This is a genomic window from Shouchella tritolerans (assembly GCF_025770735.1).
GTDB classification, from domain to species: Bacteria; Bacillota; Bacilli; order Bacillales; family Bacillaceae_D; genus Shouchella; species Shouchella tritolerans.
In genome coordinates, this window is record NZ_JAODPB010000006.1 from 1 (window position 1) to 25,752 (window position 25,752).

Here is a 25,752-nt window from a genome sequence, read left to right on the forward strand (position 1 = left end):
CTTTCAAAGTTGAGCAAATTCGAACGGATTTGCTTCAATTGTTCGATGTATTGGCCGATGAAAAGCTGGAACGCCGCCAATACAGGGAGATGGAGCGTCGCAAAATGGTCTTTGATTGCTTCGCCCCTTCGCCTTGCAGGGAATCGAGGTGGATGATCTTCTGGATGCTGGCCTGCAAGCGTTCGAGCTGGGCTTGATCGTGAAGCTTTTGTTCCACGATTTCGTCAAGTGCATCGAGTACTTCTTGTACGTCAAGTGTGTTCATCCGTCTGTTCCTTTCTCTATTATCCGCGGCTTGCCAGCATCTTGTCCACGACTCCATACGTTTGAACGAGTTCTTTCGTTTCTGCTTGTACGTTTTTCATGACGTCTAAGTAGCGATTGAATTGGTCGGCATACCCGCATTCTACTTCCAGCAATGAATGGAGAAAGGCCATCGAAGACGTATGGAGCGCAGGCTCGTGGTCCGACACGGAATAGCTGGCCTGTTCCCCCGTTTCGCTTAAAGCGCTGAGCACGGAGCTTTCGTCGATTTTGATTTCCGGCATCGGTTCTCTCCTCCTTTCCTATCTCGCCGCTTTTAACGTTTGGAGCGATTGTTGTTTTGTGTCGATCACGATTTGGCAAGAGGCAATCGTGGTTTGGAGACGGCTCGTTTCCATTTCAATCGCGCGCATCAGTTGTTCTGTTTCGTCTTGTACGTTCGTGTAAGCCAGTTGCATATGGCGGCGAATATCATCGTGCGTCGATTCGGCTTGGCCGCGCCATGCATCATAGTCTAGCTCTGGTTCGCTTCCCCATTTTTTATGATGATGAAGAGAAGCTTGTTCGGAAGCGAGCGCTTGTTTGGCCGCCCGCAACCGCTCCAATTGCGCTTCTGTCTGGAAAAGTTGCGCCCGCATCTGACTGATTTCATAGTGAAGCTTGGCTATTTCTGTCTGATCGGCCATAGGCCATCCTCCCTCCTGGTGGTTTCATCCTTCCGTCTTAAAAAAATGGCTATTCATTCCATTTTATTTTAAAACAACTGTTCGAAATCGTCTATTCAAATTTATAGAAAAAGTGTTTTTATCCATCCATAATTAAATGGGGGACGTTCCGATTGGATTAAAGCAAAAACTCGTACAAACTAGGACCGCATTTCTATAATCTCTCTGAACTAAGAATAATCTCATTGTTTTAGAATAAAGCTTCCGTTCATTTTTACAAATAAATTTGTTAGACTTAAAAAACTTGCTCTTTTTTAACGATACATCGTTCGGGAGGTTCTGTATAACAGTGAAAATAGTAGATTACTTGTTTAGGTTGTTAATTGTAACCTTTTGCTTGTTATCGCTCACTCTTTCAGCTCCTCTAGTCTTAAACGAGAACAGAAAATATCTTGTGTAAATGATGAATAAAAGACAGAAAAAAGGAAGCCTTTTTCTAGTAGAATTGAGTTACCACACCAAATTCACAGAAAAGAGGGCTTCCCAAAGCCGTAAAAGAACCCAATCCAGTAAGAACTGCATAAATTGACGAAGTTGGGGCCATAGCGATTCCCTTTCAAAACATGTCCATGGGCTTCATTGCTTTCTAAAACCAAACCCAACATTTCAGGTTCGGCAAAGATTACAAATTCTCCAATGCCAATATCCATTCTCTTCCTTCGAACATCATAACCGCTTTTCACTTGATCCTTTGCTCGATTTCTAGGGCCTAAAAACCGAGTTTCCCTGTTATTACACGAGCAATTTAGCCATTCGGTATAATGAAATAGCCGGCTTGTTGATTTCGCCCGTAATTTGATAGCCGAATCGCTTATATAGTTTAAAGGCACATTCGTTCTCCTTTTTGACAGTCAGGGAACTTCTAGTAAAACTATGTGAAAGGGCTTGCTCCTCTGCTTTCCGGATAAGTAGAGGCAATCTATTTTTCGGAATAAAAAATATTTACTTTATATTGATACAGTCAGACTATATGGTAATATATATGTAAATATTGTTTAATATGTATTTTGATAGTGTTTGAATAATACTGGGCAAAATGGTTGAAAACCGTTGCCATAAACATTTTATGAGGAGGGTTGATCATGAAAAAATTCTTTTTCTGTTCTACGATTCTAGTAACTGCTTTGTTTTCAGCTTCTGCTGTTCAAGCTGAAACCGGGGCTATAGGTGGATGGAGTGAGGAGGAAGGATACTGGGAGAAAGCGGATGCAGGAACGGATTTTTCCATTAATTCTACAGCAAGCCATAGAGGATGGCATACGTATTCTAATAGGGGTACTGCTACCTATAAAAGGGTACATGGCGAAACAGTATGGACTGGCAGACACTACACAAGGGCTCGCTTTGAAATGAGATTTACCGGTAAAATTTATCATGATTCTGGGCGAAAGTTTAATGTCGGCAATATAAGCAAAGCCAGTTCTACTGGGGAAGTGTTAGATGATGCTCTTGCACCAACAGGTAAGACATACTACGGAAGATAAAACTATCGGTTTTTAAAAATTAAACGCTAGTTATAACTAGCGTTTATACTTTTTTATTTGAATGGGGTTTCTCTATGCTTACTGCTAAACATTCTAGCAAACTGCCGCTTCTTCTGTTCTCTCTGTATATGGTCATTTGTCTAACTGGCCTTTACGTCATTTCTCTGTTCACTTATCTCGACCTTATCAATAATGGCTATATTGATGAAAAGGCTATCACTTTTGACGTACATAACGAAGAAAACATCGAGTTTATTTTTGATCTTGAAAATACAATTATATTGCAACATCATCCATCTTACATGCAAAAAAGAGTTTGGGTTTTAGGTAACATTAAATTACCGCCAATCAACGTAGAAAATGTGGGAATCTCCCATTCTCATGAACAAATTATATTAGGGAAAAATTACAATGGTCCCAAGCCTCCGAAAAGTAAAGTGTTTGGCTATTTTAACACGCCTAATTCCGAGGAACTTAATTCATCCTTATGGATTTTAAAGAACACGAATCGAATAGACTGGGAACAAGGAAACCGGTTTTCCATTCATTCCCCGAACCCTGTTACACGAAAAAACCTAGAAACAATGTTACGTTCATACTCGGGAATAAACGTTATAGAAGAAACAACATTGTCTAATTTAAACACGGTCTCTACCTATATAATTTACGCCACCATTCTTCTATTTACTTGGTTCATTATGGTAATGGAGTTGATTTACCTATTCAAACAAAAAGCACTTATGTCTATCCTCTACTTGTCCGGCATTAGACCTAAAATTATTGCTACATATCTATTAAAGCAGAGAGTACTGGGATATGCTCTATTATCTGCCTTTCTATTCCTTATTGGTATGTTGCTAAATAGAATGGAGATGTTCTCCCTTTGGGATAACAAATGGCTCACTCATTTTGCCTACTTAATTTTTAGCTTATTGAGCTTACTGACAATTAGCACCTTACTTAGCGTTTATAGGTATACAACCTTTAGAGGGGGGAAAAAAGGTTGAGAGAAATAAGAATATTGTTCAAAGCTAACAAAGGAAGCATCATTTCCATATTAACCACGTCTATCATTTTTTTCTCTTTGTTGTTTATTGTACTGGTAGGACTTAACATTAATAAATATCAAAATGACTCATTAGTGACTTTTCATGAAAAAAATATGTTTCAGTTTGTTGACGATTTAGTAGACGACAAAGAAACAGACTTTCTGTCCAATGATTCAAATTATGATACGTTATTCCATCTCTCGCAAATACTTATTGAGGCAGATGACTTCTTGTTTTACATCGTTAATGATCAACCCTTTGGAGTCAAAGATTTCAGAGGAACAGAGTTATTGACTAGTGGTTATGAAGACGGAGAAGAGCCAATTGTTTACAATATAGAAAACGAAGAATATACAGGAGTAAAAGCAGTTCAAGTCAATCAAGCCGTTTTTGATTTAAACCAAATACAACTTAGCGAGGGAGAATTTTTTACAGCTGACGATTACGTTTATGAAGACGGACAAAAACAGGTTCCGATTATTTTAGGTAGTGAATACAAAACAGATTATAAACTAGGTGAGACGTTAACAATTGAGTATTATACGGAAATGTTTGAAGCGAAAATTATCGGTTTTTTAGAGCCTGAACAAACGATTTTAAATTCATACGCTAGTCCTGAATTAATATTAGATAGATACGTTGTGTTGCCTGTTCCCTATCTGAATGAAAAGCCGACTACTTTACTTGGTCGTGGAACAACCGATCAACTGTTTATTCTTTATTCCCTGTTTACTTCAATAAATGGATTAGTATTGACCGATAAAGATGACTTAGAAACGAGGGTCCTATTCGAATCGATAGCCGAAGAAGTCCATTTTAGTGATTTTCAACTAATTGGCGCCAACACGGTAAAGCTGGACAGCTTATTGGCTCTTACCCAATTTCATTCCAGTATTTTTGTGACGGTTGTGATATTAGCAGCCCTTCTTGGCATTATAGCTTTTTTAATTATCATCCTTGTATCGGTTACTAGACACCTTGATACCTTTCTTATTTTCTTAATGGTTGGCCTAACGATAAGGAGAATTCAAAAGCTCATTCTTATTCAATTTTTGATTGTGTCTAGCATTGGTTGCCTGATCACCTATATCATTTTCTACCATTTTCTTGATTTTCAGTTTGCTGGGTACGGTTATGTATTGATTAGTATTCTAACATTATTATGTTTTTCATTCATCGTTTATCAATGGAGCCGCTATGTGTTAAAAAAGATTGATCTGATACAACGATTAAAAGGATGAGATTATGGACAAGTATATTCAATTAAAGAATGTGACAAAGACATTTTCAAGCCGTGTGGTTCTAAACAACATTAATTTGACACTTTCAAAAGGGGACATGGCCATCATAAAAGGAGATAGTGGCGTTGGCAAAAGTACATTGCTTAATATCATTGCCGGACTGGAGATGCCTACAAAAGGGCTTTATACGTTTGGACAAGTCACGATGAGTGCTCTCGGGAAAGGAGAACAAGCAGATATAAGAAATACACATATTGGTTATATCTCTCAGTACGCCCCTATGATTCCTAATTTAACCGCTTTAGAAAACATAAACATCTCTTTAATGTTTGAAGACGACAATGCAGTCATAAAAGAAGCCAATCAACAAATGATGCAGTTATCAAGATTGTTTGGCATTACGGATATTCTTTCCACTAAAGTGAAGAAACTATCCGGCGGCGAAAGGCAACGTGTAGCCATTATCAGAGCTTTAATAAAAAAGCCCGATGTAATTGTCGCTGATGAGCCTACGAATTCATTAAATAACAAGATGGCGGAGATTATCATCGACCATTTCGATCATTTAAGGAAGCAAGGCTGTACAATTATAATGGCCTCCCATAATGACTTAGCCGATCATTGCTGCGACTATCACTATACGTTATCTTCAACTGGATTACATTTGGATAAAAAATGATAGACACAGCTCCCGTAAGTTACTCCCTTCATTCAGGGACAAGCTGAAGGAGCAGAGCGTATATCAAACCCGCTGATACCGTAACCGTCCGCATCGAAAAACTGGGAAGTTTGACGAATCGGTTTGTTTGTAAAGAATAAGGAAATGCCTTCTGAATGTTAGATTTTCCTCTAACATTCGGGAGGTAGCCCTAAAACCGGACTCCTCCCCTGTTACCAATTTGCATTTTTCTTTCAAAAGCCATATCGCCGAAAGGCCATAAACAGAGGTCGTATTCTCTCATTTGAATCCTCCACTTTTCCATACGAGACACGATATAGCTTGATAAGTTTTCCTGCTCAATTTGTACCAATGTTTTTCCTATTTGGGATCCTTTACAATTAGTACTTCATTTAAACTTCTCTCTCTTAAAGTGAACCATTTAAGCACAAACATATTATAGCTGAGTATCGTATGATCTAAGGACCGATCTTCCGTTCATTTTTACAGATAAATTTGTTAGACTTAAAAAACTCGCTCGTTTTGATTTAACGATACATCGTTCGGGAGGTTCTGTATAACAGTGAAAATAGTAGATTACTTGTTTAGGTTGTTAATTGTAACCTTTTGCTTGTTATCGCTTACTCTTTCAACGCCTTTAGCCTCAACCTTCTTTGTGGCGATTTTGTTTTTATATTTTGTGTTCTTGTTTTTTAAGGAAAAGGATCGGAACTGGCGCTATTTGAATTTGGTTTTAAGTTATTTCTTTCTATTTTTGGTGTTGCTTTTCACTTAAAGAACCGCTCTGTCAAAGATATAAAAAAACGGCCTCTTCCTCTTTGCAACAGGATTCAGCCGTTTTTAAACGTATTTTTGCTTAGAGTGCTTTTCTTTCCATAAGCCGAATGCCAATTCCTGTTACGGTTAATCCGATAAACAACAGCACGGATGTCGGCAATAAAAATTCGGCTAGGCTTGCGCCTTGGTATGTGGCTCCTTTCATCATATCTAGCGCATGCCTAATTGGGCTTAGATATGAGAGGGCATGCATCGTTTCTGATTGGACAATTTCTAGTGGCCAGAAGGCGCCACCAATCATAGCAAATACGGTTGCGACAAGGGGAATGACGGCATTTAGCTGCTGGCTTGAACGGACAATGCCGCTAAGCAGTAAGCCAATCGCCATAATCGCAAACACGTATGGGATAAGAACAAGCGACAATTTCCAGAAGCCGCCATAATAGTCGTAACCGAACACAACGTTAAACAGCACGAGTGAAAGGAAGATTTGTACGTAAGCGAGCATAAATGAAAATAAAAGATTGCCGGCATATAAAGCTGTTTTTGAAGCTGGCGCTAAAATAAGCCGGTTCCAAATCCCCTCTTCTTTTTGTCTAAGTAAACTCATGATCGAAAAGCTCATTGTAAAAATAGCAAAGTAGAGTGCAAAACCGAATAGCGCTTGCAACGAACGATCAAAACTCGTTCCTTCTTGCATCGGCTCCGTTTTAATAGCAAAGCTCCCTTCGTCGGCCATATCCGTTACTCCTGCCTTGGCTAAGCGTTTGTTTGCATAATAACGGTTGAGTTCTGCTTGGGCAAAGGGAACAAATGCCGAGCCTTCATAGGCGACATGAAGCGTATAGTCGGTTTCCCCTGCATCAATCACGCCGTCTGCCTGCTGCTTGCTCAGAAGCTGCATCGCCTCTTCTTCGGAAACGATTTGCACATTCCAATTGTATTCTTCCCAATCCGTTGCTAAGTCGTGTAATGCTGGCTTGCTTAATTCCGTTGAAAACACATGCACGACTTGTGCGTTGCTTCCGCTTGTACCGCCTGCAACGAGGGCGAAGATGATCGTGAGGCCTAGCATCGCTAGCAGTTCAACTGGGTTGCGGATGACATCTCGAATCAATTGGTAAAGGACAGCTTTCACGATTCCGCACCTCCTTGCCGCGGGAAAAATAGCCAAGCGATTGCAAAACATAGACATGAAAATCCAGAAAGCATGAGAATAGCTGGTCGTACCTCTTCAAGAGCCGCCCCTTGAGCTGCTTGTAAAAAGGCAGTTAGCGCACGGCCATTTGGCGTCCATTGGCTTAGCTGGGCCAATAAAGGCGACAAGTCGCTAACTGGAAAAAAGCTGCCGCCGACAAACGCAAGAATGGTAAGGATAAAAAACATAAATAGGTTTGCGATTTTCTCAGAGCGAAAGCGAAACTGAATCGCTGTGATAAGCAAAGCGACGCTGGCAACAGCGGTGCCAAGCATGAGTGAAATGAGCAATACAGCGGGCCAATTGCCAATTTCGATTCGAAATAGGGCCAAGTTGACGGCAAAAATTAACGCCAATTGAATGAGCACAAGCAAAACAGTCGTCACGCCTTTGCCAACTAAGTATCCAGCTTGTGAGACATTGGCGAGAATGAGCCGAGCGTAAACGGATGTTTTCTTTTCCATATACGCATGAGAGGCCATAAATCCGGCTGTGTAGAACACAAACATGACGCCCATCGCAAACATGTAATATTCAAATGCGGATATAGGCTGGTTGCCTTGGTAAATAACGTCTCCGATTCCTTCTAACATACTTGATTCAAGACCGGCGTTTGCCAAAGCTGTCTGTGCATAAAATTGGTCGATAAACTGTTTCATAATCGCCTCGACAATGGCTGCTTGCTGCGGCTCGTTTGCATTGGCATAAAAAGTGAACGCGCCAGTCGATTCCCCACCCCCAAGAAATTGCTGTTCCCATATTTGCGCCCGGGAGCCTTCGCCAATATATAGAACGCCAGCATAATCCTTGTCCCTTGCTGCACTGAGCTCATTTTCGTAGTGAAACGTAATGCTGTCCAAGTCTTCTGTGCTCTCAACGGTTTCAATCAATAACTCAGGAACAGACAGTTGTTCAGCTAAGCCTAAAACGGCTGTTTTTTCTTGGGCAGGCCAATCATCCAGCTCGTTAGAAAAGTGCTGGATCGCATCCGCAAGCGTCTCATCTGAAACGACGCCAACGTCGATTTTTTCTGGCATGCCTGTAAACGTGTCCCCTAAGGCAAAACCAAGAATAAGAATAAGCACGAGAGGCATGAACAACATCGTGACAAGCGCGCCTTTGTCCATTAAAAGCTGTTTTGCGTCTTTTCCTATATAAAACATATATGCCTCCTAATCCCGCAACGACCGGCCAGTTAAGTGCAGAAATACATCTTCTAGCGTCGGCTGCTTGATATGGATGCCTTTTACAGTAGTACCGCTGTCTTCAACCATATGCAAAAGCACTGGAAACAAATTGTTTTTTGCTGAAACAATGCGGTAGCCTTCGTCTGTCTCCTTTAATGCCTGCACATGTTCATAGCTGACTAGCTGTTCTTTTAATTCCGCCGTTTTTACGGCAACTGTTAGCTCATAAGTCGATTGAGGGCTTATGATCCGCTTGATTTCCCTTTGCGTGCCTTCTGCAATCACAGAGCCACGGTCGACAATATAAATGCGGTTGCACAAAAACTCGACTTCTTCCATGTAATGGCTTGTATATAAAACGGTCAGCCCTTTATGTTCCTGGAGCTCTTTAATGAAATCCAGCAAATACCGGCGCGAGTGTGGATCAATGCCTACTGTCGGTTCATCTAATATTAAATACTCAGGCTTGTGGATGAGGGCGACGGCTAAATTCAAACGCCGTTTCATTCCCCCTGAGAACGTCCGCACAGGTTCTTTTTTTCGGCTTGTTAACTCCATCAAATCCAGTAATTCGGCTACCCGCTTTTTTAAAGCAGCTTTTTCAAGTTTATAGAGCTTCCCGAAAAACAATAAATTCTCTTCAGCCGATAATTCTTGAAACAGGGCGATTTCCTGAGGCACCACACCAATTCGGTTACGAAATGGCTTCAACTGGTTTGCGACTGGCTTGCCTTCAAACCGGATCTCCCCTGTTGTCGGCTTTGTTAGTGTCGTCAACATGTCAATTAACGTCGATTTGCCCGCTCCGTTTGGACCAAGGAGGCCAACTGCTTCCCCTTGCCGCACATGGAGATGGACATTTTTTACCGCTTCTACTGCGGCAAAGCTCTTTGAAACTCCTTCTAGTTCCAGCATTTCTTTTCCCTCCCTTGTCACCATTATCATACGCCTGCTGCTTCGTCATATCGATTCACTGCAGTCATAAAGTGCTTATCTCCTAGCATGACTTAAGTCATCTTTTTTTTGACAAGGGGCAACAAGCCGTGCTTATGCCCCTTTCGGCTTTTTGCACGGCTTGTTAAATATGATGTTTGACTGCAAAAATGGCTAGCTGCGTCCGGTCACGCACGCCTAGTTTGATAAACAATTGGCTAATGTAATTTTTAACCGTCCCTACACTTAAATAAAGTTTAGCAGCGATTTCCGCATTGTTGCGGCCCTGTCCCACTAGGCGAATGATCTCTTTTTCCCGCTCAGCTAAAGGCGGAATCTGTTCTTTCTCCTGCGGAGCTGAGTGCTGAAGAAGCTTTGGCATTACCTTTGCCGCCACTTGGCCATCTAAGACGAGTTCGCCTAAAAGTGCCTTTTCAATCGTAGCAAACAAACTTTCCATATCCGCATCTTTTAAAATATAGCCCTTTGCTCCAGCTTTAAGTGCTTCAATCGCATAACGTTCATCAATAAACGTCGTTAACATAACGATTTTTACATTTGGATCTCGTTCAATCATCCGCTTTGTCGCCTCAATGCCCGTCATCACTGGCATACGAACATCCATTAGCACGAGATCAATGACATGGCGGCCAGCCAAATCAACAGCCTCTTGTCCATTCTCAGCTTCAATCACTTGATAACGTTGACGATGCTCGATCATCATTTTCAAGCCTTGGCGGACAATTTGTTGGTCTTCAGCTAAAAGAATCGTTTTCAATTGCTGTCGTCCCTCCTATCGGAAAAGCACCTTCTACTATAAACATCCCGTCTTCATTGCTTGCCCGAAACCAGCCATGCAACTGTTCAAATCGATTGCGCAACTGCGTCAGCCCAAATCCTTCACGAACCCCTTCTGGCTTTGCTTCATTTTTTAACGTCGCTACATAGGTCCGTTTGCCGACAACAGCTAAGTGGACATCAATTTCTTTGGCATAGGAATGGCGCATGGCATTCGTCAATCCTTCTTGGACAAATCGGTACAACGCCACGTTCTGTTCCTCTGAGAGCGGCACAGACAGAGCTCCAGCTTCTGTTGTAAACGTGACGCGAACATGGCCCTCTGCCTCTAACTTGCGAATGAGACGAATAATCATCGCTACGCCCCGCTCTTCTTCACTTTCCAGTGCTCTAACTGCATTGCGCATTTCTGCGAGCGCTGTCCGGGCGGTTTGTTTCGCCTCTGCGATCACAGGATCTTGGACCTTCATCTCTGCAACTTGCAGCTGCATCATGAGCGCTGTAAGCTGATGGCCGACGGAGTCATGAACGTCTCTGGCAATTCGTGTTCGTTCCCGCTGCTTCGCGGCATCTTCATGTTCAAGAAAGCGGCGACGCAGTTGTTTCTGCTCGTATTGGAGTTCATCTATTTTTTCTTGTTGCTGGCGGTTTTGCCTTTGCCATAAGGCAAATTGCCACATCAAATAAAACAAAATAATCGCAGTCAGCAACCAGACAAACGTAGCCACTATATCCGTTGGGCTAAATAAAATCGAGGCAGCCACTAAAGCGCTTGGCAAGGCGCCTGTCTGCCATTGCCCACTATTTGTTTGTGCAAATGGATAAACAGCCAGCAATATTGGCACGAGCCACCCTGTGTCCATTCCAGCTAGCAATATGTATACGCACGCTATGGCTGTCAGCAAACGATATAGCCATATGGGGCGTCGCCATAGCGGTTCTGAAAGAAGACCTCCTAATATCAATCCACTTGCGAGCCAAAACAGCGGTTCAACAAGTTGCGTCTTGTCACTGAGCGGCCAAATGACAATTCCAGCAAAAACAAAGGAAACGCGCACCCAGTACGCCATGGCGCACACCTCCTAGTTAATCGCCATTTTTTAAATGCTTGTAGTACAAATTCGTCCCCCGCAAGCCACCATGGGGATTTTCGGCAAATTGGGGAATTGTCCCTGCAAACGTGTAGCCACTTGTTTTATACAATACATTCGAGGGCGCGCCTTCTTCCGTATCCAGGATGAGCAATGTCCGGTTTTGTTCCGTTGCTGCTTCTTCGGCAACGGCTAGCAACGTCCGGCCAATTCCTTGCCGCCTCGCTTTGTTAGCGACCATGAGCTTGGCTATCTCGGCACGGTGGCGGCCATTCGCTTTGTCGACAAGGTGAAGTTGAATCGTTCCAATCACGCTATCATCTGCTAAGGCCACCCACACATGGGTATGCTCTGAGAGTTGAAGCGAGTGCCAATACGCTTCTGCCTCTTGTTTTTCCATAGGGGCGATAAAGCCAATCGAAGCTCCGCCGTCTACAGTTTCTACCATCAATTCAGCCAACTGACCAATATAGGGACCAACACTGTCTAGTTTGATGATTTCAACACTCATCCTACCCCATCCTTCTCTGTTCTTACCGTTATTATAACGTAGCTGCTTCTAATCTGTCTTAAAGATCTCTATTTAAGCTTGACATTGATAACGATTCTCAATATGATACTTTATAGATCGAACAAGAGAGGACGTCTATTAAAATGAAATCCCGCAATCTCGTTACAGCCTGTATGGCTACCGCATTATTGCTTGGCGCCTGCCAAAGCGAAAACGAAAACAATCCCGATGCTGGTTCTGCTTCTGAACCAAAGACGGTGACTGACGGAGTAGGCAATGAAGTCACCATTCCTAATCAGCCTGAGCGCATCATCGGCTCTTACTTAGAGGACCCTCTTGTTACACTTGGAGTGACCCCTGTCGTCCAATGGTCCGTTGCCAGTCGAGAATCCACTCAAGTGTATTTAGAAGAATACCTTGAAGGAATTGATCCAATTGATTCAGTGCTTCCCCTTGAAGCAGTCATGGATGCTGAACCGGATTTGATTTTTGCGCCAGGAGAGACAAGCTTGCAAAGCGGCGATTATGAACAATACAATTCAATTGCGCCTACTTATGTATTAGACCAAAAAACAGCCGATGATTGGCGGGCGGCGCTAACAGAAATCGGCGAAGTACTCGGTTTAGAAGATAAAGCGGCAGAGGCGCTTGCCACTTACGACGCCCGTGTTGCTGAAGTAAAAGAGGCATTAAATGAAAAAACAGGCGACAGCAAAGTTGCTGCCGTCTGGGTTATTGGCGGCGATTATTATGTCGTTGCGCCAGATGTAGCTAGTGGCGCCGTGCTCTTTGAAGACTTGGAGCTAGAACCGGCCAATGCCATCGCTAATCTGCCTGAAGATGCTGGCGCCCACTGGAATCCGATTTCCCTTGAGGCATTGGCTGAACTTGACGCAGACTACCTCTTCCTTGTAGACGGCGATCCAGATACAATCGAATCGTTGAAATCAGAAGCGATCTGGTCCGGCATTCCAGCAGTTGAACAAGGCAACGTGTTTGAAGTTTCAGGTAAGAGCAGCTGGCTTTATAACGGCTACCAAGCCAATATGCAAACAATTGATTCCGTTTATGAACATATTATCGGTGAATAAACTTGAAATGGAAGAAGACTGGACTCTGTTTACCCAACAGAGATCCAGTCTTTTTTGGTGCTTATCAGCATTTGAAAGCAATTTTCTCACTCATAGGAAAAATTGAACTAAAACCTCAGGAACTGTCCGAAACTCCTATTCATTTGGACAATCGAACAAGTGTCCGTTCCAAAAGCAACGATCGCTCCTGAAGGGAATCGATTTCTACATACTCCTCTTCGCTATGAGGATTGCCGCCAACAGGGCCCATCCCGTCAATCGTAGCAATCCCTAATGCCGATGTGAATGAGGCATCTGATCCGCCCCCTGTCGCTGTTTCCGTTAACTGGAGATCGAGTGCTTGGGCTTCCTTTTTAATCAAGTTAAACAGATGGATCGTCTGCTCGTTCCGTTCCATTGGCGGTCTTGTGATCCCGCCTTGTAACTCAACGGCTGTTCCCTCTACGGTAGGAGTCTCGCATATGCTCTGTATTTTTTTCTCCAAAACAGCTGCTTGTTCAAGCTTAGAAATACGGATGTCTATACTTGCTTCCGCATAGTCGGCGATTGTGTTGACGGATGTCCCGCCTTTTATTAGGCCGACATTGACATTCGTGCCCGCTTTTTGGTCAGATAACCCGTGAAGGGCGACAATTTTATGAGCAAGCTCCTCAATCGCGCTTCTCCCATTTTCTGGTTCAATGCCTGCATGGGCAGCTTTTCCGTTCACTTTCATGACATAAGCGCCGCCGCCTCGCCTTGCTGTTACAAGGGAACCGTCTTTTCGTGCTGGCTCCATGACGAGCACTGCTTTTTTGCCTTTTGCTTCAGCTTCAATGATCTTTCTTCCCGATGGCGCGCCAATTTCCTCATCGCTCGTCAGCAAAATGGCGATGTTCTGTAAGGCGGCATCATGGTTTGCCGCTAGCGCAGAAACGGCTGAAAGCAAGGTGACATGGCTAGCTTTCATATCGACTACCCCAGGCCCATAAGCACGGTTACCCTTGATTGAAAAAGGACGTTTAGCTGCTGTACCTTTCGGAAAAACCGTATCTAAGTGGCAAAGCAGCAAAATGTTCGGGTCACGTGCTTCTTGATGGGTGATCGTCATATGGTTCCCATAGGTGCTTTGTTCATGGATAATCGCGGAAAATCCTAATGCTTTGTATTGATCATAAAGAAAAGAGCCTACTCGGTCGATTCCCTCTTTGTCGTAGGAACCGCTATCGATATTTACTAGTTTTTCAAGCAAATCTAGCATGTTTGCTTTGGAATAAGTGCCCACTCGCCGGATTCCTCCCTTACATTACTAACAAATTTGACGATAGGCTGGTAGCCAATACGCCGTCGTGAAACGAAAAACAAACCGTATTTAGACAAGGACAACAGCATCTCATGATCAATCGGTTTGCTGGCCCCTTCGCCTTTACATTTCCATTCAAGCAGCAAGACGTTTTAAAAACGATATGGACTCATTATAGCGAAAATAGAACTGCTACTCTAGCAAAATGAGCACGTTCATTGCTTGTTTGACATAATGACTGAAAAAAAGACCAATGGCACTCATCCCCTAGCGCCATTGGTCAAGTTGTAGGCAAACACTCGGTACGTTGGCGTTTGCACAAGTCTATGCTTTCGAACAATCGTTTCAAAGCAAGAGAACCGCTGTTCTTGAACGCTCGTCCGAGTCGATCACCTACACTCCTCGTCTAACAACGGTACTGTGTTACTTCGCCGCTTCCATCGCTTTTACAGCAATGTCTTTTCGGTAATACAAGCCGTCACTTTTAATTTCTTTCACAGCTTGATAAGCAGCCAATTGGGCATCGGCAATCGTATTTCCAGTGGCAGCAGTCAACAAGACGCGCCCGCCATTGGTTTGCCAAACGTCCCCTTGCTTTGTTGTGCCTGCATGGAACACAAGCCCCTTCGTGGCAGCTGCTTCAATGCCAGCAATGGACACGCCTTTTTCATAGGCGCCAGGGTAACCGACACTCGCGAGCACGACGCCGACTACGGCTTCCTGTTTCCATTCAAGTTTTACAGGGTCTCCGTTTAGCAAACTCACCATTACGTCAATTAAATCAGATTTTAGCCGTGGCAAGACGACTTGTGTTTCTGGATCGCCGAAGCGGGCGTTAAATTCGATTACTTTTGGCCCTTGGGCGGTCATCATCAAGCCAGCGTATAAAATGCCTGTAAATGGCCGGCCTTCTTTGACCATGGCGTCCGCTGCCGGCTGCAATACTTCTGCTACAGCGCGCTCTACATCAGCTTGTTTGAACTGTGGAACAGGCGAATAGGCTCCCATTCCGCCTGTATTCGGGCCTTGATCGCCATCATAGGCGCGTTTATGGTCTTGAGCTCCGACCATTGGCACAACAGTATTGCCGCTCACAAACGCCATAAGCGACAGTTCCTCGCCCTCGAGGTATTCTTCGACGACGACTTGTGCGCCTGCTTCGCCAAATGCGCTTTCGACTAGCACATGGCGGAGGGCAGCGATTGCCTCTTCCTCTGTCAAAGCGACGGTGACGCCTTTGCCAGCAGCTAGACCGTCTGCTTTTACTACAATCGGCGCCCCTTCTTGTTTCACGTACGCTACCGCTTCCTCGTAATCGGAAAACGCTTGGGCTTTGCCAGTTGGAATGCCGTATTTTGTCATGATCTCTTTCGCAAACGACTTCGACCCTTCAAGGAGCGCAGCCCTTTGGCGGGGGCCGAACACAGGCAGCCCTTCCTCTTCAAAACGGTCAACGATCCCTGCCAACAGCGGCGCTTCAGGCCCAACAATCGTTAAGCCAATATCGCTTTGGATCGCAAATTGCACGAGCGCGTCATGGTCTGATTCGGCAAGCCCTATGCATGTAGCGACACCTTCCATTCCTGGGTTTCCTGGGGCTACATAGACGTTGTCGACTTGGCTGCTTTGTTTTGCTTTCCATGCAATCGCATGTTCGCGCCCGCCGCCGCCAATAATAAGCACATTCATAGGTACCTCCTTAATGTTTGAAGTGGCGTACGCCTGTAAAGACCATGGCGATTCCATATTCATCTGCTTTTTCAATCGATTCGTTGTCACGAACGGAGCCGCCTGGCTGAATAATCGCGGTAATGCCCGCTTTTGCGGCTGCTTCTACTGTATCCCCATACGGAAAGAACGCATCCGATGCGAGAGCAGCGCCTTGCGCTCGCTGGCCAGCTTGTTCAATTGCAATCGCCGCTGCACCGACACGGTTCATTTGCCCAGCGCCAATGCCGACTGTCATTTCGCCATTCGTGAGCACAATCGCGTTTGACTTCACATGCTTGACAACTTTCCAGCCGAGCTTCAACGCCGTCCACTCTTCTTCTGTCGGTTCCCGTTTAGTCGGAATGCGGATGTCCCCGTCGTCAAAGCCTAAATGGTCTTCTTCCTGAATGAGCAATCCGCCATGGACGGAGGCAAGCTTTTTCTCCAGCTCGCCTTTGGTGACAGCGACTTCTAGAAGACGGATGTTTTTTTTCTGCTGCAAAATGGCTTTCGCCTCTTCGCTAAATGAAGGGGCGAGAATGACTTCTAAAAAGATCGCCGCCATTTTTTCAGCTGTTTCACGGTCCACTTCTCGGTTCAGAGCTACAATGCCGCCAAAAATCGATTTCGGGTCTGCTTCATAAGCGCGCGTATAGGCTTCGCCAATAGTTGCGCCAGTGCCAACACCGCATGGGTTCATATGTTTGACAGCTACCGCCGCAGGTTCGCTAAATTCTTTTACGATTTCAAGAGCTGCATTGGCGTCATTGATATTGTTGTAAGACAATTCCTTGCCATGAAGTTGTTTTGCTTGGGCAATGGATGATGGCGAACTTGTCCTGCTTTCATAAAAAGCAGCTTTTTGGTGTGGATTTTCCCCGTAACGGAGCGTTTGTTTATGTGTATACGTAACCGTCAAGCTTTCGGGATTTTCCTCGTCAACGGCATCGGTTAGATAGCTGCCGATCATCGCATCATAGGCCGCCGTATGGCGGAATACTTTTGCAGCTAGTTTTTGGCGTAGGGCAAGTTGCTCTTCCTTGCTTGCGCCAAGGGAAGCAAGCACAGCATCATAATCGGCTGGATCTACCACTACCGTTACATCGGCGTGGTTTTTAGCTGCGGAGCGGAGCATGCTGGGACCACCGATATCGATGTTTTCAATTGCATCAGCAAATGACGCCTCTGGGTTGGCAATCGTTTCTGCAAATGGATACAAATTGACGACAACATAATCAATCGGCTGAATGCCAAGTTCTTCTATTTGTTTGATGTGTTCATCGTTATTGCGCATCGCTAATAGGCCGCCATGGATTTTGGGATGGAGTGTTTTGACACGGCCATCTAAAATTTCCGGAAAGCCAGTTACATCTGAAACGTTGACAACAGCGATGCCCGCTTCTTCTAATGCCTGTTTGGTTCCGCCGCCAGTGGATAGGATCTCCACCCCTGCTTCTGCCAGCCCTTTTACAAATGGGATTAAGCCTGTTTTATTTGATACACTAACAAGTGCTCGCTTCGTCATTGCTGTTCCCCCTCAACATGCTCGTTTAAAACTTGTTTTACAACCGCCGGATAGAGCGTGTGCTCGACGGCTTGGATTTTTGCCGTTAACGTCTCCCGCGTCTCTCCTTTGGCAATCACTACTTGCTGTTGGGCGATCACCGGGCCTGTATCCATGCCTGCATCGACATAATGGATGGTTACGCCTGTTGTTTCTGCCTTTGCCTCCAACGCTTGGCCAATTGCGTCCAAACCAGGGAACGCCGGCAAAAGCGATGGATGGATATTAATCATCTTTCCCTGATAGGCATCAAGCAACGTCGGTCCAATCAACCGCATATAGCCTGCTAACACAATAAAACCGATGCCTTCTTTTGTAAGAAGCGCCAAAATTGCTTGTTCATAAGCTGCTTTATTGGAAAAAGATTTTGGCGAAAGATGCTCCGCCTTCACTCCCAAGTTCCGCGCTTTTTCGAGTACTGGAGCATGTTGCTTATCGCTGACGACAAGAGCGATCTCTCCGCCTAGTTCGCCTGTTTTTGCTGCTTTGATGAGCACTTCGGCATTCGTTCCCGTCCCAGAAGCAAAGACCGCGACCTTCATGCACCAATGCCCCCAATCACCGTTCCTTCTGTTGGCGTTACGCGCCCAATAATATAGGCGTCTTCTCCATTAGCTTCAAGAGTGGCAAGCGCTTGTTGGTGTTTGTCCTCAGGTACAGCAAGCACCATGCCAATGCCCATGTTAAACGTCTGAAATAAATCCTGTTCAGATAGGCCGCCTTTCTGCTGGATCAATGAAAAAATCGGCGGTACCGGCCATGAACCGTAGTCAATATGAATGCCTACGCCTTTTGGCAGCATGCGGGGAATGTTTTCGTAAAAGCCGCCTCCTGTAATATGGGCTGCACCAGTAAGCAACCCTTGTTTTAGGCATGCAAGCAACGGTTTTACATAAATTTTTGTCGGTGTCAGGAGCTCTTCTCCAAGCGTCTTTCCAAGTGTGGTACATTCCGTCTGCAACGTCAGGCCTGCGTCTTGCAGCAATACTTTGCGGACAAGAGAAAAGCCATTGCTATGAAGGCCGCTTGATGGGAGTCCAATCAGGACATCCCCTGCTTGAATATGTTCGCCTGTCAGCAAGTCTTTTTTTTCGACTGCCCCGACTGAAAAACCGGCCAAATCGTACTCCTCTTCCCCGTACATGCCAGGCATCTCCGCCGTCTCCCCGCCAATAAGGGCACAGCCTGCTATTTCGCACCCATCGGCGACACCCTTGACAATCGCTTCAATTTTTTCTGGCACTGCTTTTCCACAAGCTAGATAATCCAAAAAATAGAGCGGTTCAGCTCCCTGTACGACGATGTCGTTGACACACATCGCGACTGCATCTTGGCCGATTGTGTCATGCTTATTTGCCATGAAAGCAATCATCAACTTCGTGCCAACGCCGTCGGTTCCTGATACAAGTACAGGCTCTTTTAACCCTAATGATGAAAGGTCAAAATTGCCGCCAAATCCGCCTAAACTGCCAAGTACCCCTTTTCTTGTTGTTCGTTCCACGTGCCGTTTCATTCGGTTTACTGCTTCGTAACCAGCTTGAATATCGACCCCTGCTTCTTTATATGCGTTTGACACGAATGCTCTCCTCCGATCCTTTGCTATACTTTCGCGTGCGGATGCACGGTGTCGGCATAAATCTCCGTTGGGTATTCGCCTGTAAAGCAGGCGAGGCATTGCCCGCAATTATGCATGGCTTCAGAACGGCCAATCCCTACTTTTAAGCCTTCAGTCGACAAAAAAGCAAGTGAATCAGCACCCATGATTTCCCGCATTTCTTCAATTGAGTGGTTGGAAGCAATTAATTCTTCCGTCGTTGACGTATCAATCCCGTAAAAGCACGGATGTTTAATCGGTGGCGATGAAATGCGGACATGAACCTCGGCTGCCCCTGCATCACGAAGCATGTGGACAATGCGGCGGCTAGTCGTTCCCCGTACAATCGAATCGTCAATCATAACGACACGTTTGCCTTCAACGACGCCACGAACAGGGGAAAGCTTCATCTTTACCCCTTGTTCCCGTAGTTCTTGTGAAGGTTGAATAAAGGTACGCCCGACATAGCGATTTTTGATCATGCCCAACTCATAAGGAATGCCAGACTGCTCAGCATAGCCAATTGCTGCGGAAATGCTGGAGTCAGGCACGCCTGTCACCACATCCGCTTCAACTGGCGCTTCAATCGCAAGCTGTTTTCCTAAATTTTTTCTCGCTGTATGAATATTGATTGTATCTACATTTGAATCTGGCCGTGCAAAATAAACGTATTCCATGCTGCAAATCGCCCGGTTCCCTGGAGAAACAAAGCGTTCGCTGCGCAAGCCTGTATCATCAATAATGAGCAATTCACCTGGCATCACTTCACGCTCGTAGGTGGCGCCAATGATGTCGAACGCACATGTCTCTGAAGCAACGACATACGCATCGCCTAAACGTCCGATGGAAAGGGGACGCAACCCATTTGGATCAAGGGCGACTATCAGTTGGCGCTCGTTCATGACAGCAAAGGCATAGGCGCCTTTTAAGGAAGACAGCCCATTTTTCAATTGTTCTTCTAACGTATAGTAGCCACTGCGTTTAATGAGATGGGCAAGCACTTCCGTATCCGATGTAGACTGGAAGATCGACCCTTGGGCTTCAAGCTGGTGTTTTAAGTGATTGGCATTGACAAGATTGCCATTGTGGGCAATCGCAAGACCGCCTTTTTGCGAATTGAAATACAACGGCTGGACATTGGCATAGCCGCCTCCACCTGCCGTCGCATAACGAACATGGCCAATCGCGCCCTTGCCTTGGAGGTTACGCAAGACATCTTGATTAAATACATCATTGACGAGGCCGAGCCCTTTATGGGCAGAGAGCTTGTTTCCGTCGGACACGACAATGCCTGCACCTTCCTGGCCGCGGTGTTGGAGGCTGTGCAACCCATAATACGTGATTTGCGCAGCTTCTTTATGGCCCCAAACAGCAAATACGCCACATTCTTCATTCAAGCCTTTGATTTCAGTAAACATGGAATAGCCCCTTTCCAGGCTTTCACTAATTCATCTTGGCAAAGGTCGATGACAGCATTTCCATTTTCGCTACGAATCGTCAATTTTCTGCTTTCCGTAACAGCCCCAACTGCAACCGCATCACGGACCGTATCTTCAAATCGTTGTTGATCGCTAGGCTTCACGGTGACAATAAAACGTGATTGGCTTTCAGCAAACAGCTCAGCTGCGCTTAGGGATAGACTGACTTCAGCGCCAAACGGGCATTCCATCATTTTTTCCGCTAAGGAAACAGCAAGCCCGCCTTCGGCAACATCATGGGCAGACTGGACAAGGCCTTGTTCGATTGCGCTCAACAATTGCTGTTGGCGGGCTTTCTCTACAGCCAAATCAATTTCCGGCGCTTTCCCCGACAGTTCGCCAGCTAGCATTTTTTGCAGCTCGCTGCCGCCAAACTCTGCTTTGGTTTCACCGATTACATAAATCAGGTCGCCTGCATCTTTAAACGACTGCGTCGTAATATGAGTCACGTCTTCAACCAAGCCAACCATGCCGATGACAGGAGTTGGATAAACAGCACCGCCAGACCGTTCATTATAAAGGGACACGTTGCCGCCAATGACAGGCGTCCCTAGCTCCCGGCATGCTTCGCTTAAGCCATCGGTCGATTTTTCTAGCTGCCAGAAAATTTCTGGCTTTTCCGGATTGCCGTAGTTCAAGCAGTCTGTTACACCAAGTGGCTTCGCTCCTGAACAAACGAGATTCCGCGCCGCTTCCGCAATCGCAATTTTGCCGCCCATTTCTGGATCTACATACAAATAGCGGGAATTGCAATCGGTTGTCATTGCTAATGCTTTATTCGTGCCGCGGATGCGAATCACCGCAGCGTCTGAGCCAGGCTCAACAACGGTATTCGTTTGCACCATATAATCATATTGCTCATACACCCATTCTTTGCTGGCAATCGTTGGCTGAGCCAAAAGCTTCAGAAGCGTTTCATTCGCGTCTGTGATTTCAGGAAGATAAGGAGCCTGTTGTTGAAAAACATCAAAATAGGCAGGCACTTTTGACGGCTTATGGTAAACAGGGGCGTCTTCTGCCAGAGCATCAACGGGCACATCCGCAACGATTTCGCCTTTATGGGTTAAACGGAGCCGGCGATCATCTGTGACAACACCGACTTCCACAGCATGGAGGTTCCACCGTTCAAAAATCGCTTTGATTTCGGGTTCTCGCCCTTTTTCGACAACGAGCAACATCCGTTCTTGGGATTCGGACAGCATCATTTCATACGGTGTCATCCCTGCTTCACGCTGTGGCACCAAATCCAAGTTCATTTCGATCCCTGAACCTGCTTTGCTCGCCATTTCGGCTGAAGAAGAAACGAGGCCAGCGGCACCCATATCTTGAATGCCAATAAGCGCATCCGATTGAACCGCTTCTAGGCATGCTTCCAACAACAGCTTTTCCATAAACGGGTCGCCGACTTGGACGGCTGGCCGTTTGGCATCAGAGGCTTCGCTTAACTCTTCTGAGGCAAAAGTTGCGCCATGAATGCCATCACGGCCTGTGCTTGCGCCGACATACATAACGGTATTGCCGACACCTTTTGCTTGGCCTTTTTGAATGTCTTTATGGTCGATTAAACCGACGCACATTGCGTTGACAAGGGGGTTCGCTTCGTAGCACGGGTCAAATTGCACTTCTCCGCCGACCGTTGGCACACCGACACAATTGCCGTATCCAGCAATCCCGGCCACAACTTCTTCAAACAAGTACTTCACTTTTTTTGATTCGAGTTCGCCAAAGCGGAGCGAGTTTAACAATGCAACAGGACGGGCACCCATCGAAAAGACATCGCGCAAAATGCCGCCGACGCCAGTTGCAGCGCCTTGGTACGGCTCAATCGCAGACGGGTGGTTATGGCTTTCAATTTTAAACACAACCGCCTGTTCGTCTTTAATGTCGATAATGCCTGCCCCTTCACCTGGGCCTTGGAGCACGTTCTCGCCGTCAGTGGGAAACTTTTTCAACAGTACTTTTGAATTTTTATAGCTGCAATGCTCAGACCACATGACGGAAAACAAGCCTGTTTCTGTGAAATTCAAAGGCCTGCCGACCATTTTTTCAGCCAGTGCAAATTCATCATCCGTCAAGCCCATTTCTCGATATAACCGCTCGGCTTTAATCGTTTCAGCGCTTGGCTCAAGAAGCTGTGACATGAGATTCCCTCCAGTTGCGTAAGATCGATGTAAAAACAGCCAATCCTTGATCGTTTCCGAGCAATGTTTCCGTTGCTCGTTCTGGGTGCGGCATCATGCCAAGCACGTTACCCCGTTCATTGGTAATGCCAGCAATGTCGCCTTTGGAGCCATTGACATGCTCATTGTAACGAAAGACAATTTGCTTGTTTTCATGAAGCTTTGCTAACGTTTCGTCATCACATTCATAATTGCCTTCGCCATGAGCGACAGGAATGCGAATCGTTTGCCCTTGTTCATAGCCAGAAGAAAACATCGTTTCGTTGTTTTCGACAACCAATTCGACTGTACGACACACAAATTTCAAATCGATATTGCGCTTCATTGCCCCAGGAAGCAAACCGGCTTCAAGCAGTACTTGGAATCCGTTGCAAACGCCAAGTACAGGCTTGCCTGCCTCAGCCGCTTGGATGACTGCTGGCATAATTGGCGCAAAGCGGGCGATTGCTCCAGAACGCAAGTAATCGCCATGGGAAAAGCCGCCTGGAAGAAGCACAGCATCAAAACCGTCTAAAGACGTTTCCGTATGGAAGACATATTCTACTTCCTCGCCCAGCCCGTCTTTAATGGCATGATACATGTCTGCATCGCAATTGGAGCCTGGAAACACGATGACCGCAAACTTCATGATGGGACAACCTCCTCCACTTCAAAGCGGTAGTCTTCAATAACGGTATTGGCAAGCAATTTCTCACACATCTCTTTGACGCGCTCTTCAAGCTTTTCAGTAGATTCAAGCTGCAATTCCATGTACTTGCCGATGCGGACATCTGTAACTTCCTGGTAATCCATCGCGTGGAGCGCACTTTTGACAGCGCCTCCTTGGGGATCTAACACACTTTCTCTCAGGGTGACATAGACTTTCACTTTATACATGGTAAAGCCCTCCTAGCCGGGATAAAATTTCTTGATAGCCTTCTTGTAAGTTTCCTAGATTTCTGCGAAAAAGATCCTTATCAAAACGTTCCTTTGTGTCTTTATCCCATAGCCGGCACGTATCTGGCGATATTTCATCGGCAAGGAGCAACTCCCCTGCTTGCGTGCGGCCAAACTCAAGCTTAAAGTCAATTAATTGCACACCGACTGTGGCAAACAACTCGATTAACTCATTATTCACGGCAGCGGCCATTTGTTTTAATTGCGCTACTTCCTCTGCAGTAGCGACGTCTAAAATGCCGATGTGGTCCTCGGTCACCAATGGGTCACCGAGGGCATCGTCTTTATAATAAAACTCCACAAGAGGCTTTTTCAGCGCCGTTCCTTCTTCAATGCCAAGACGTTTAGCCATGCTGCCAGCGACAACATTGCGGACCACTACTTCAAGAGGAATGATGTCTACTTGTTTGACTAGTTGTTCCGTGTCAGATAATCTCCGTATAAAGTGCGACGGAATCCCCTTTTTTGCAAGCGTGGCAAAGATGAGAGAAGAAATTTCATTATTGAGCCGTGCTTTGCCTGCAAGCGTCTCTTTCTTTTCCCCGTTGAAAGCTGTGGCATCATCTTTATATTCGACCCACAGTACTCCTTCTTCGCCGCTGCGGTAAATCCGTTTGGCTTTGCCTTCGTAAAGCAATTCCCCTTTAACCATTGCTTGCTCAGCCCCTTATGGATATTAGTCGTTTAAACCAAGACGTGTAAAAATTGTATCGACATGCTTCATATGGTGTTCATAGTTAAAGCACTCATTTAATTCCTTTGGCGACAGCACATTCGTAATGCGTGGCTCTCCTTCCACCAGTTCACGGAATTGAACGCCTTCCTCCCACGCTTGTGTCGCTTTCGGCTGGACAAGATCATATGCTTCTTCACGGACCATGCCTTTGTCGATTAAGCTAAGGAGCACACGCTGTGAATAAATGAGCCCGTACGTCCGGGTCATATTACGCTTCATGTTTTCAGGGAAAACCGTTAAATGTTTAACAATGTTGCCGAACCGGTTCAGCATGTAATTGAGCACAATCGTTGCATCTGGCAAAATGACACGCTCGGCCGATGAATGGGAAATGTCCCGTTCATGCCACAAGACCACATTGTCATAAGCCGTGTTCATGTAACCACGCATCAGACGGGCAAGGCCTGTCATGTTTTCAGAGCCAATGGGGTTGCGTTTATGAGGCATCGCAGAGGAGCCCTTTTGCCCTTTTGCAAAATATTCCTCGACTTCGCGGAGCTCGCTTTTTTGCAGGCCGCGGATTTCGACGGCAAATTTCTCAATCGATGTCGCGATTAACGCCAAGCTTGCCATGTATTCGGCGTGGCGGTCACGCTGGAGCGTTTGCGTGGAAATCGGCGCTGGGTTTAAGCCAAGCTTTTCGCACACGATTTGCTCGACGCGTGGGTCAATATTGGCATATGTGCCTACTGCCCCTGAAAGCTTGCCAAAGCGGATGCCTTCAGCCGCATGTTGGAAGCGTTCAATGTTTCGTTTCATTTCTTCGTACCAAAGGGCGAGCTTTAAGCCAAATGTCGTTGGTTCTGCGTGCACGCCGTGTGTGCGCCCCATCATGATTGTATATTTATGTTCTTGCGCTTTTGTTTTAATTATGTCTAAAAAGCGGTTTAAGTCTTCTGCCAGAATCGCGTTTGCTTGTTTCAGCAAATACGACAGCGCCGTATCAACGACGTCTGTTGACGTTAAGCCGTAATGAACCCATTTCCGCTCTTCGCCAAGCGTTTCTGAAACGGCCCGCGTGAAGGCGACCACATCATGGCGCGTTTCTTCTTCAATTTCCAAAATACGCTCGACACGAAAGCTTGCGTTCTCGCGAATTTTCGCAACATCTTCTTTCGGAATTTCGCCTAGCTCCGCCCAAGCTTCACAAGCGACAATTTCTACTTCAAGCCACGCCTTATAGCGGTTTTCATCTGTCCAAATAGCACCCATTTCTGGGCGTGTGTACCGTTCAATCATTCGTT

The 25,752-nt window shown here is 45.7% G+C and carries 25 protein-coding genes and 2 pseudogenes; 5 read left to right on the forward strand and 22 right to left on the reverse strand.

Annotation, left to right across the window (positions count from 1 at the left end; all coding sequences use genetic code 11):
- The 5 genes and pseudogenes from N6H06_RS18040 to N6H06_RS18060 form a co-directional block, all read right to left on the reverse strand.
- Window positions 1–322, reverse strand: a pseudogene (locus tag N6H06_RS18040) (T7SS effector LXG polymorphic toxin); the annotation flags it as partial.
- Window positions 285–548, reverse strand: a complete 264-nt coding sequence (locus tag N6H06_RS18045) for a YwqI/YxiC family protein (protein ID WP_263707632.1) — start codon at window positions 546–548, stop codon at window positions 285–287. The gene N6H06_RS18045 and the pseudogene N6H06_RS18040, both read right to left, overlap by 38 nt.
- 18 nt (window positions 549–566) lie before the next feature.
- Window positions 567–950: a DUF5082 domain-containing protein gene (locus tag N6H06_RS18050; RefSeq protein ID WP_062750105.1), complete on the reverse strand. Its 384-nt coding sequence runs from the start codon at window positions 948–950 to the stop codon at window positions 567–569.
- Between the two features lie 503 nt (window positions 951–1,453).
- Window positions 1,454–1,639, reverse strand: a complete 186-nt coding sequence (locus tag N6H06_RS18055; RefSeq protein WP_263707633.1) for a hypothetical protein — start codon at window positions 1,637–1,639, stop codon at window positions 1,454–1,456.
- Between the two features lie 82 nt (window positions 1,640–1,721).
- A pseudogene (locus N6H06_RS18060) lies at window positions 1,722–1,898 on the reverse strand (GNAT family N-acetyltransferase); the annotation flags it as partial.
- A 173-nt stretch (window positions 1,899–2,071) separates the two neighbouring features.
- Here N6H06_RS18060 and N6H06_RS18065 point away from each other — a divergent pair.
- From N6H06_RS18065 to N6H06_RS18080, 4 genes are all read left to right on the forward strand, one after another.
- On the forward strand, window positions 2,072–2,473 hold the full coding sequence (locus tag N6H06_RS18065) for a hypothetical protein (RefSeq protein ID WP_095238088.1): 402 nt from the start codon (window positions 2,072–2,074) through the stop codon (window positions 2,471–2,473).
- Between the two features lie 74 nt (window positions 2,474–2,547).
- Complete coding sequence (locus N6H06_RS18070; protein WP_263707634.1) at window positions 2,548–3,480, forward strand: hypothetical protein; 933 nt, start codon at window positions 2,548–2,550, stop codon at window positions 3,478–3,480.
- Between the two features lie 14 nt (window positions 3,481–3,494).
- Window positions 3,495–4,763 (forward strand): ABC transporter permease, encoded by a 1,269-nt coding sequence (locus N6H06_RS18075; protein WP_263707708.1) that lies wholly within the window; start codon window positions 3,495–3,497, stop codon window positions 4,761–4,763.
- Between the two features lie 4 nt (window positions 4,764–4,767).
- On the forward strand, window positions 4,768–5,442 hold the full coding sequence (locus tag N6H06_RS18080; protein ID WP_263707635.1) for an ABC transporter ATP-binding protein: 675 nt from the start codon (window positions 4,768–4,770) through the stop codon (window positions 5,440–5,442).
- An 856-nt stretch (window positions 5,443–6,298) separates the two neighbouring features.
- Here the strand turns inward: N6H06_RS18080 and N6H06_RS18085 are convergent.
- The 6 genes from N6H06_RS18085 to N6H06_RS18110 all read right to left on the reverse strand — a co-directional run bounded on the left by N6H06_RS18085 (window position 6,299) and on the right by N6H06_RS18110 (window position 11,937).
- Window positions 6,299–7,357, reverse strand: a complete 1,059-nt coding sequence (locus tag N6H06_RS18085; RefSeq protein ID WP_213029484.1) for an ABC transporter permease — start codon at window positions 7,355–7,357, stop codon at window positions 6,299–6,301.
- Entirely contained in the window at window positions 7,354–8,580 is a 1,227-nt protein-coding gene (locus N6H06_RS18090; protein WP_263707636.1) for an ABC transporter permease, read from the reverse strand. The genes N6H06_RS18085 and N6H06_RS18090 overlap by 4 nt, the downstream gene beginning before the upstream one ends.
- 9 nt (window positions 8,581–8,589) lie before the next feature.
- Window positions 8,590–9,519 carry an ABC transporter ATP-binding protein gene (locus tag N6H06_RS18095; RefSeq protein WP_263707637.1) on the reverse strand — a complete coding sequence of 310 codons (930 nt, stop codon included), beginning with the start codon at window positions 9,517–9,519 and terminating at the stop codon, window positions 8,590–8,592.
- Between the two features lie 163 nt (window positions 9,520–9,682).
- Complete coding sequence (locus N6H06_RS18100) at window positions 9,683–10,315, reverse strand: response regulator transcription factor (RefSeq protein ID WP_263707638.1); 633 nt, start codon at window positions 10,313–10,315, stop codon at window positions 9,683–9,685.
- Window positions 10,293–11,405 carry a sensor histidine kinase gene (locus N6H06_RS18105; RefSeq protein ID WP_263707639.1) on the reverse strand — a complete coding sequence of 371 codons (1,113 nt, stop codon included), beginning with the start codon at window positions 11,403–11,405 and terminating at the stop codon, window positions 10,293–10,295. Before N6H06_RS18105 ends, N6H06_RS18100 begins: the two co-directional genes overlap by 23 nt.
- Window positions 11,406–11,421: 16 nt before the next feature.
- Window positions 11,422–11,937: a GNAT family N-acetyltransferase gene (locus tag N6H06_RS18110; protein ID WP_062750228.1), complete on the reverse strand. Its 516-nt coding sequence runs from the start codon at window positions 11,935–11,937 to the stop codon at window positions 11,422–11,424.
- A gap of 143 nt (window positions 11,938–12,080) precedes the next feature.
- Here N6H06_RS18110 and N6H06_RS18115 point away from each other — a divergent pair, with 143 nt between their 5' ends.
- On the forward strand, window positions 12,081–13,028 hold the full coding sequence (locus tag N6H06_RS18115) for an ABC transporter substrate-binding protein (RefSeq protein ID WP_263707640.1): 948 nt from the start codon (window positions 12,081–12,083) through the stop codon (window positions 13,026–13,028).
- A 139-nt stretch (window positions 13,029–13,167) separates the two neighbouring features.
- On the opposite strand, the gene N6H06_RS18120 is transcribed toward N6H06_RS18115, so the two are convergent.
- The 11 genes from N6H06_RS18120 to purB form a co-directional block, all read right to left on the reverse strand.
- The gene (locus tag N6H06_RS18120) at window positions 13,168–14,292 is read right to left on the reverse strand and encodes a M20 family metallopeptidase (protein WP_263707641.1); all 1,125 of its coding nucleotides are present in this window, start codon (window positions 14,290–14,292) and stop codon (window positions 13,168–13,170) included.
- A 441-nt stretch (window positions 14,293–14,733) separates the two neighbouring features.
- A complete protein-coding gene (purD, locus tag N6H06_RS18125; protein WP_263707642.1) occupies window positions 14,734–15,999 on the reverse strand; it encodes a phosphoribosylamine--glycine ligase in 1,266 nt (421 codons plus the stop codon).
- Between the two features lie 10 nt (window positions 16,000–16,009).
- Window positions 16,010–17,545, reverse strand: a complete 1,536-nt coding sequence (gene purH / locus N6H06_RS18130; protein ID WP_263707643.1) for a bifunctional phosphoribosylaminoimidazolecarboxamide formyltransferase/IMP cyclohydrolase — start codon at window positions 17,543–17,545, stop codon at window positions 16,010–16,012.
- Entirely contained in the window at window positions 17,542–18,126 is a 585-nt protein-coding gene (purN, locus tag N6H06_RS18135; RefSeq protein ID WP_062750232.1) for a phosphoribosylglycinamide formyltransferase, read from the reverse strand. Before purN ends, purH begins: the two co-directional genes overlap by 4 nt.
- Window positions 18,123–19,160, reverse strand: coding sequence for a phosphoribosylformylglycinamidine cyclo-ligase (gene purM, locus N6H06_RS18140; protein WP_062750233.1), 1,038 nt, complete (start codon window positions 19,158–19,160; stop codon window positions 18,123–18,125). Before purM ends, purN begins: the two co-directional genes overlap by 4 nt.
- A 23-nt stretch (window positions 19,161–19,183) precedes the next feature.
- Window positions 19,184–20,596: an amidophosphoribosyltransferase gene (purF, locus tag N6H06_RS18145; protein WP_062750234.1), complete on the reverse strand. Its 1,413-nt coding sequence runs from the start codon at window positions 20,594–20,596 to the stop codon at window positions 19,184–19,186.
- Entirely contained in the window at window positions 20,572–22,797 is a 2,226-nt protein-coding gene (purL, locus tag N6H06_RS18150; RefSeq protein WP_263707644.1) for a phosphoribosylformylglycinamidine synthase subunit PurL, read from the reverse strand. Before purL ends, purF begins: the two co-directional genes overlap by 25 nt.
- Window positions 22,781–23,464: a phosphoribosylformylglycinamidine synthase subunit PurQ gene (gene purQ, locus N6H06_RS18155; protein ID WP_062750236.1), complete on the reverse strand. Its 684-nt coding sequence runs from the start codon at window positions 23,462–23,464 to the stop codon at window positions 22,781–22,783. Before purQ ends, purL begins: the two co-directional genes overlap by 17 nt.
- Window positions 23,461–23,712: a phosphoribosylformylglycinamidine synthase subunit PurS gene (gene purS, locus N6H06_RS18160; protein WP_011245883.1), complete on the reverse strand. Its 252-nt coding sequence runs from the start codon at window positions 23,710–23,712 to the stop codon at window positions 23,461–23,463. Before purS ends, purQ begins: the two co-directional genes overlap by 4 nt.
- Window positions 23,705–24,424, reverse strand: a complete 720-nt coding sequence (gene purC / locus N6H06_RS18165) for a phosphoribosylaminoimidazolesuccinocarboxamide synthase (protein ID WP_263707645.1) — start codon at window positions 24,422–24,424, stop codon at window positions 23,705–23,707. Before purC ends, purS begins: the two co-directional genes overlap by 8 nt.
- A gap of 24 nt (window positions 24,425–24,448) precedes the next feature.
- A complete protein-coding gene (gene purB, locus N6H06_RS18170) occupies window positions 24,449–25,747 on the reverse strand; it encodes an adenylosuccinate lyase (protein WP_062750238.1) in 1,299 nt (432 codons plus the stop codon).
- Between the last annotated feature and the right edge of the window lie 5 nt (window positions 25,748–25,752).

What these genes read in the sequence shown, in the direction of transcription:
- N6H06_RS18045 (WP_263707632.1), bottom strand. Translation starts at nt 548, where the DNA reads ATGCCGGAAATCAAAATCGACGAAAGCTCCGTGCTCAGCGCTTTAAGC.
- N6H06_RS18050 (WP_062750105.1), bottom strand. Translation starts at nt 950, where the DNA reads ATGGCCGATCAGACAGAAATAGCCAAGCTTCACTATGAAATCAGTCAG.
- N6H06_RS18055 (WP_263707633.1), bottom strand. Translation starts at nt 1,639, where the DNA reads ATGGATATTGGCATTGGAGAATTTGTAATCTTTGCCGAACCTGAAATG.
- N6H06_RS18065 (WP_095238088.1), top strand. Translation starts at nt 2,072, where the DNA reads ATGAAAAAATTCTTTTTCTGTTCTACGATTCTAGTAACTGCTTTGTTT.
- N6H06_RS18070 (WP_263707634.1), top strand. Translation starts at nt 2,548, where the DNA reads ATGCTTACTGCTAAACATTCTAGCAAACTGCCGCTTCTTCTGTTCTCT.
- N6H06_RS18080 (WP_263707635.1), top strand. Translation starts at nt 4,768, where the DNA reads ATGGACAAGTATATTCAATTAAAGAATGTGACAAAGACATTTTCAAGC.
- N6H06_RS18090 (WP_263707636.1), bottom strand. Translation starts at nt 8,580, where the DNA reads ATGTTTTATATAGGAAAAGACGCAAAACAGCTTTTAATGGACAAAGGC.
- N6H06_RS18095 (WP_263707637.1), bottom strand. Translation starts at nt 9,519, where the DNA reads ATGCTGGAACTAGAAGGAGTTTCAAAGAGCTTTGCCGCAGTAGAAGCG.
- N6H06_RS18105 (WP_263707639.1), bottom strand. Translation starts at nt 11,405, where the DNA reads ATGGCGTACTGGGTGCGCGTTTCCTTTGTTTTTGCTGGAATTGTCATT.
- N6H06_RS18110 (WP_062750228.1), bottom strand. Translation starts at nt 11,937, where the DNA reads ATGAGTGTTGAAATCATCAAACTAGACAGTGTTGGTCCCTATATTGGT.
- N6H06_RS18115 (WP_263707640.1), top strand. Translation starts at nt 12,081, where the DNA reads ATGAAATCCCGCAATCTCGTTACAGCCTGTATGGCTACCGCATTATTG.
- purD (WP_263707642.1), bottom strand. Translation starts at nt 15,999, where the DNA reads ATGAATGTGCTTATTATTGGCGGCGGCGGGCGCGAACATGCGATTGCA.
- purH (WP_263707643.1), bottom strand. Translation starts at nt 17,545, where the DNA reads ATGACGAAGCGAGCACTTGTTAGTGTATCAAATAAAACAGGCTTAATC.
- purN (WP_062750232.1), bottom strand. Translation starts at nt 18,126, where the DNA reads ATGAAGGTCGCGGTCTTTGCTTCTGGGACGGGAACGAATGCCGAAGTG.
- purF (WP_062750234.1), bottom strand. Translation starts at nt 20,596, where the DNA reads ATGTTTACTGAAATCAAAGGCTTGAATGAAGAATGTGGCGTATTTGCT.
- purL (WP_263707644.1), bottom strand. Translation starts at nt 22,797, where the DNA reads ATGTCACAGCTTCTTGAGCCAAGCGCTGAAACGATTAAAGCCGAGCGG.
- purQ (WP_062750236.1), bottom strand. Translation starts at nt 23,464, where the DNA reads ATGAAGTTTGCGGTCATCGTGTTTCCAGGCTCCAATTGCGATGCAGAC.
- purS (WP_011245883.1), bottom strand. Translation starts at nt 23,712, where the DNA reads ATGTATAAAGTGAAAGTCTATGTCACCCTGAGAGAAAGTGTGTTAGAT.
- purC (WP_263707645.1), bottom strand. Translation starts at nt 24,424, where the DNA reads ATGGTTAAAGGGGAATTGCTTTACGAAGGCAAAGCCAAACGGATTTAC.
- purB (WP_062750238.1), bottom strand. Translation starts at nt 25,747, where the DNA reads ATGATTGAACGGTACACACGCCCAGAAATGGGTGCTATTTGGACAGAT.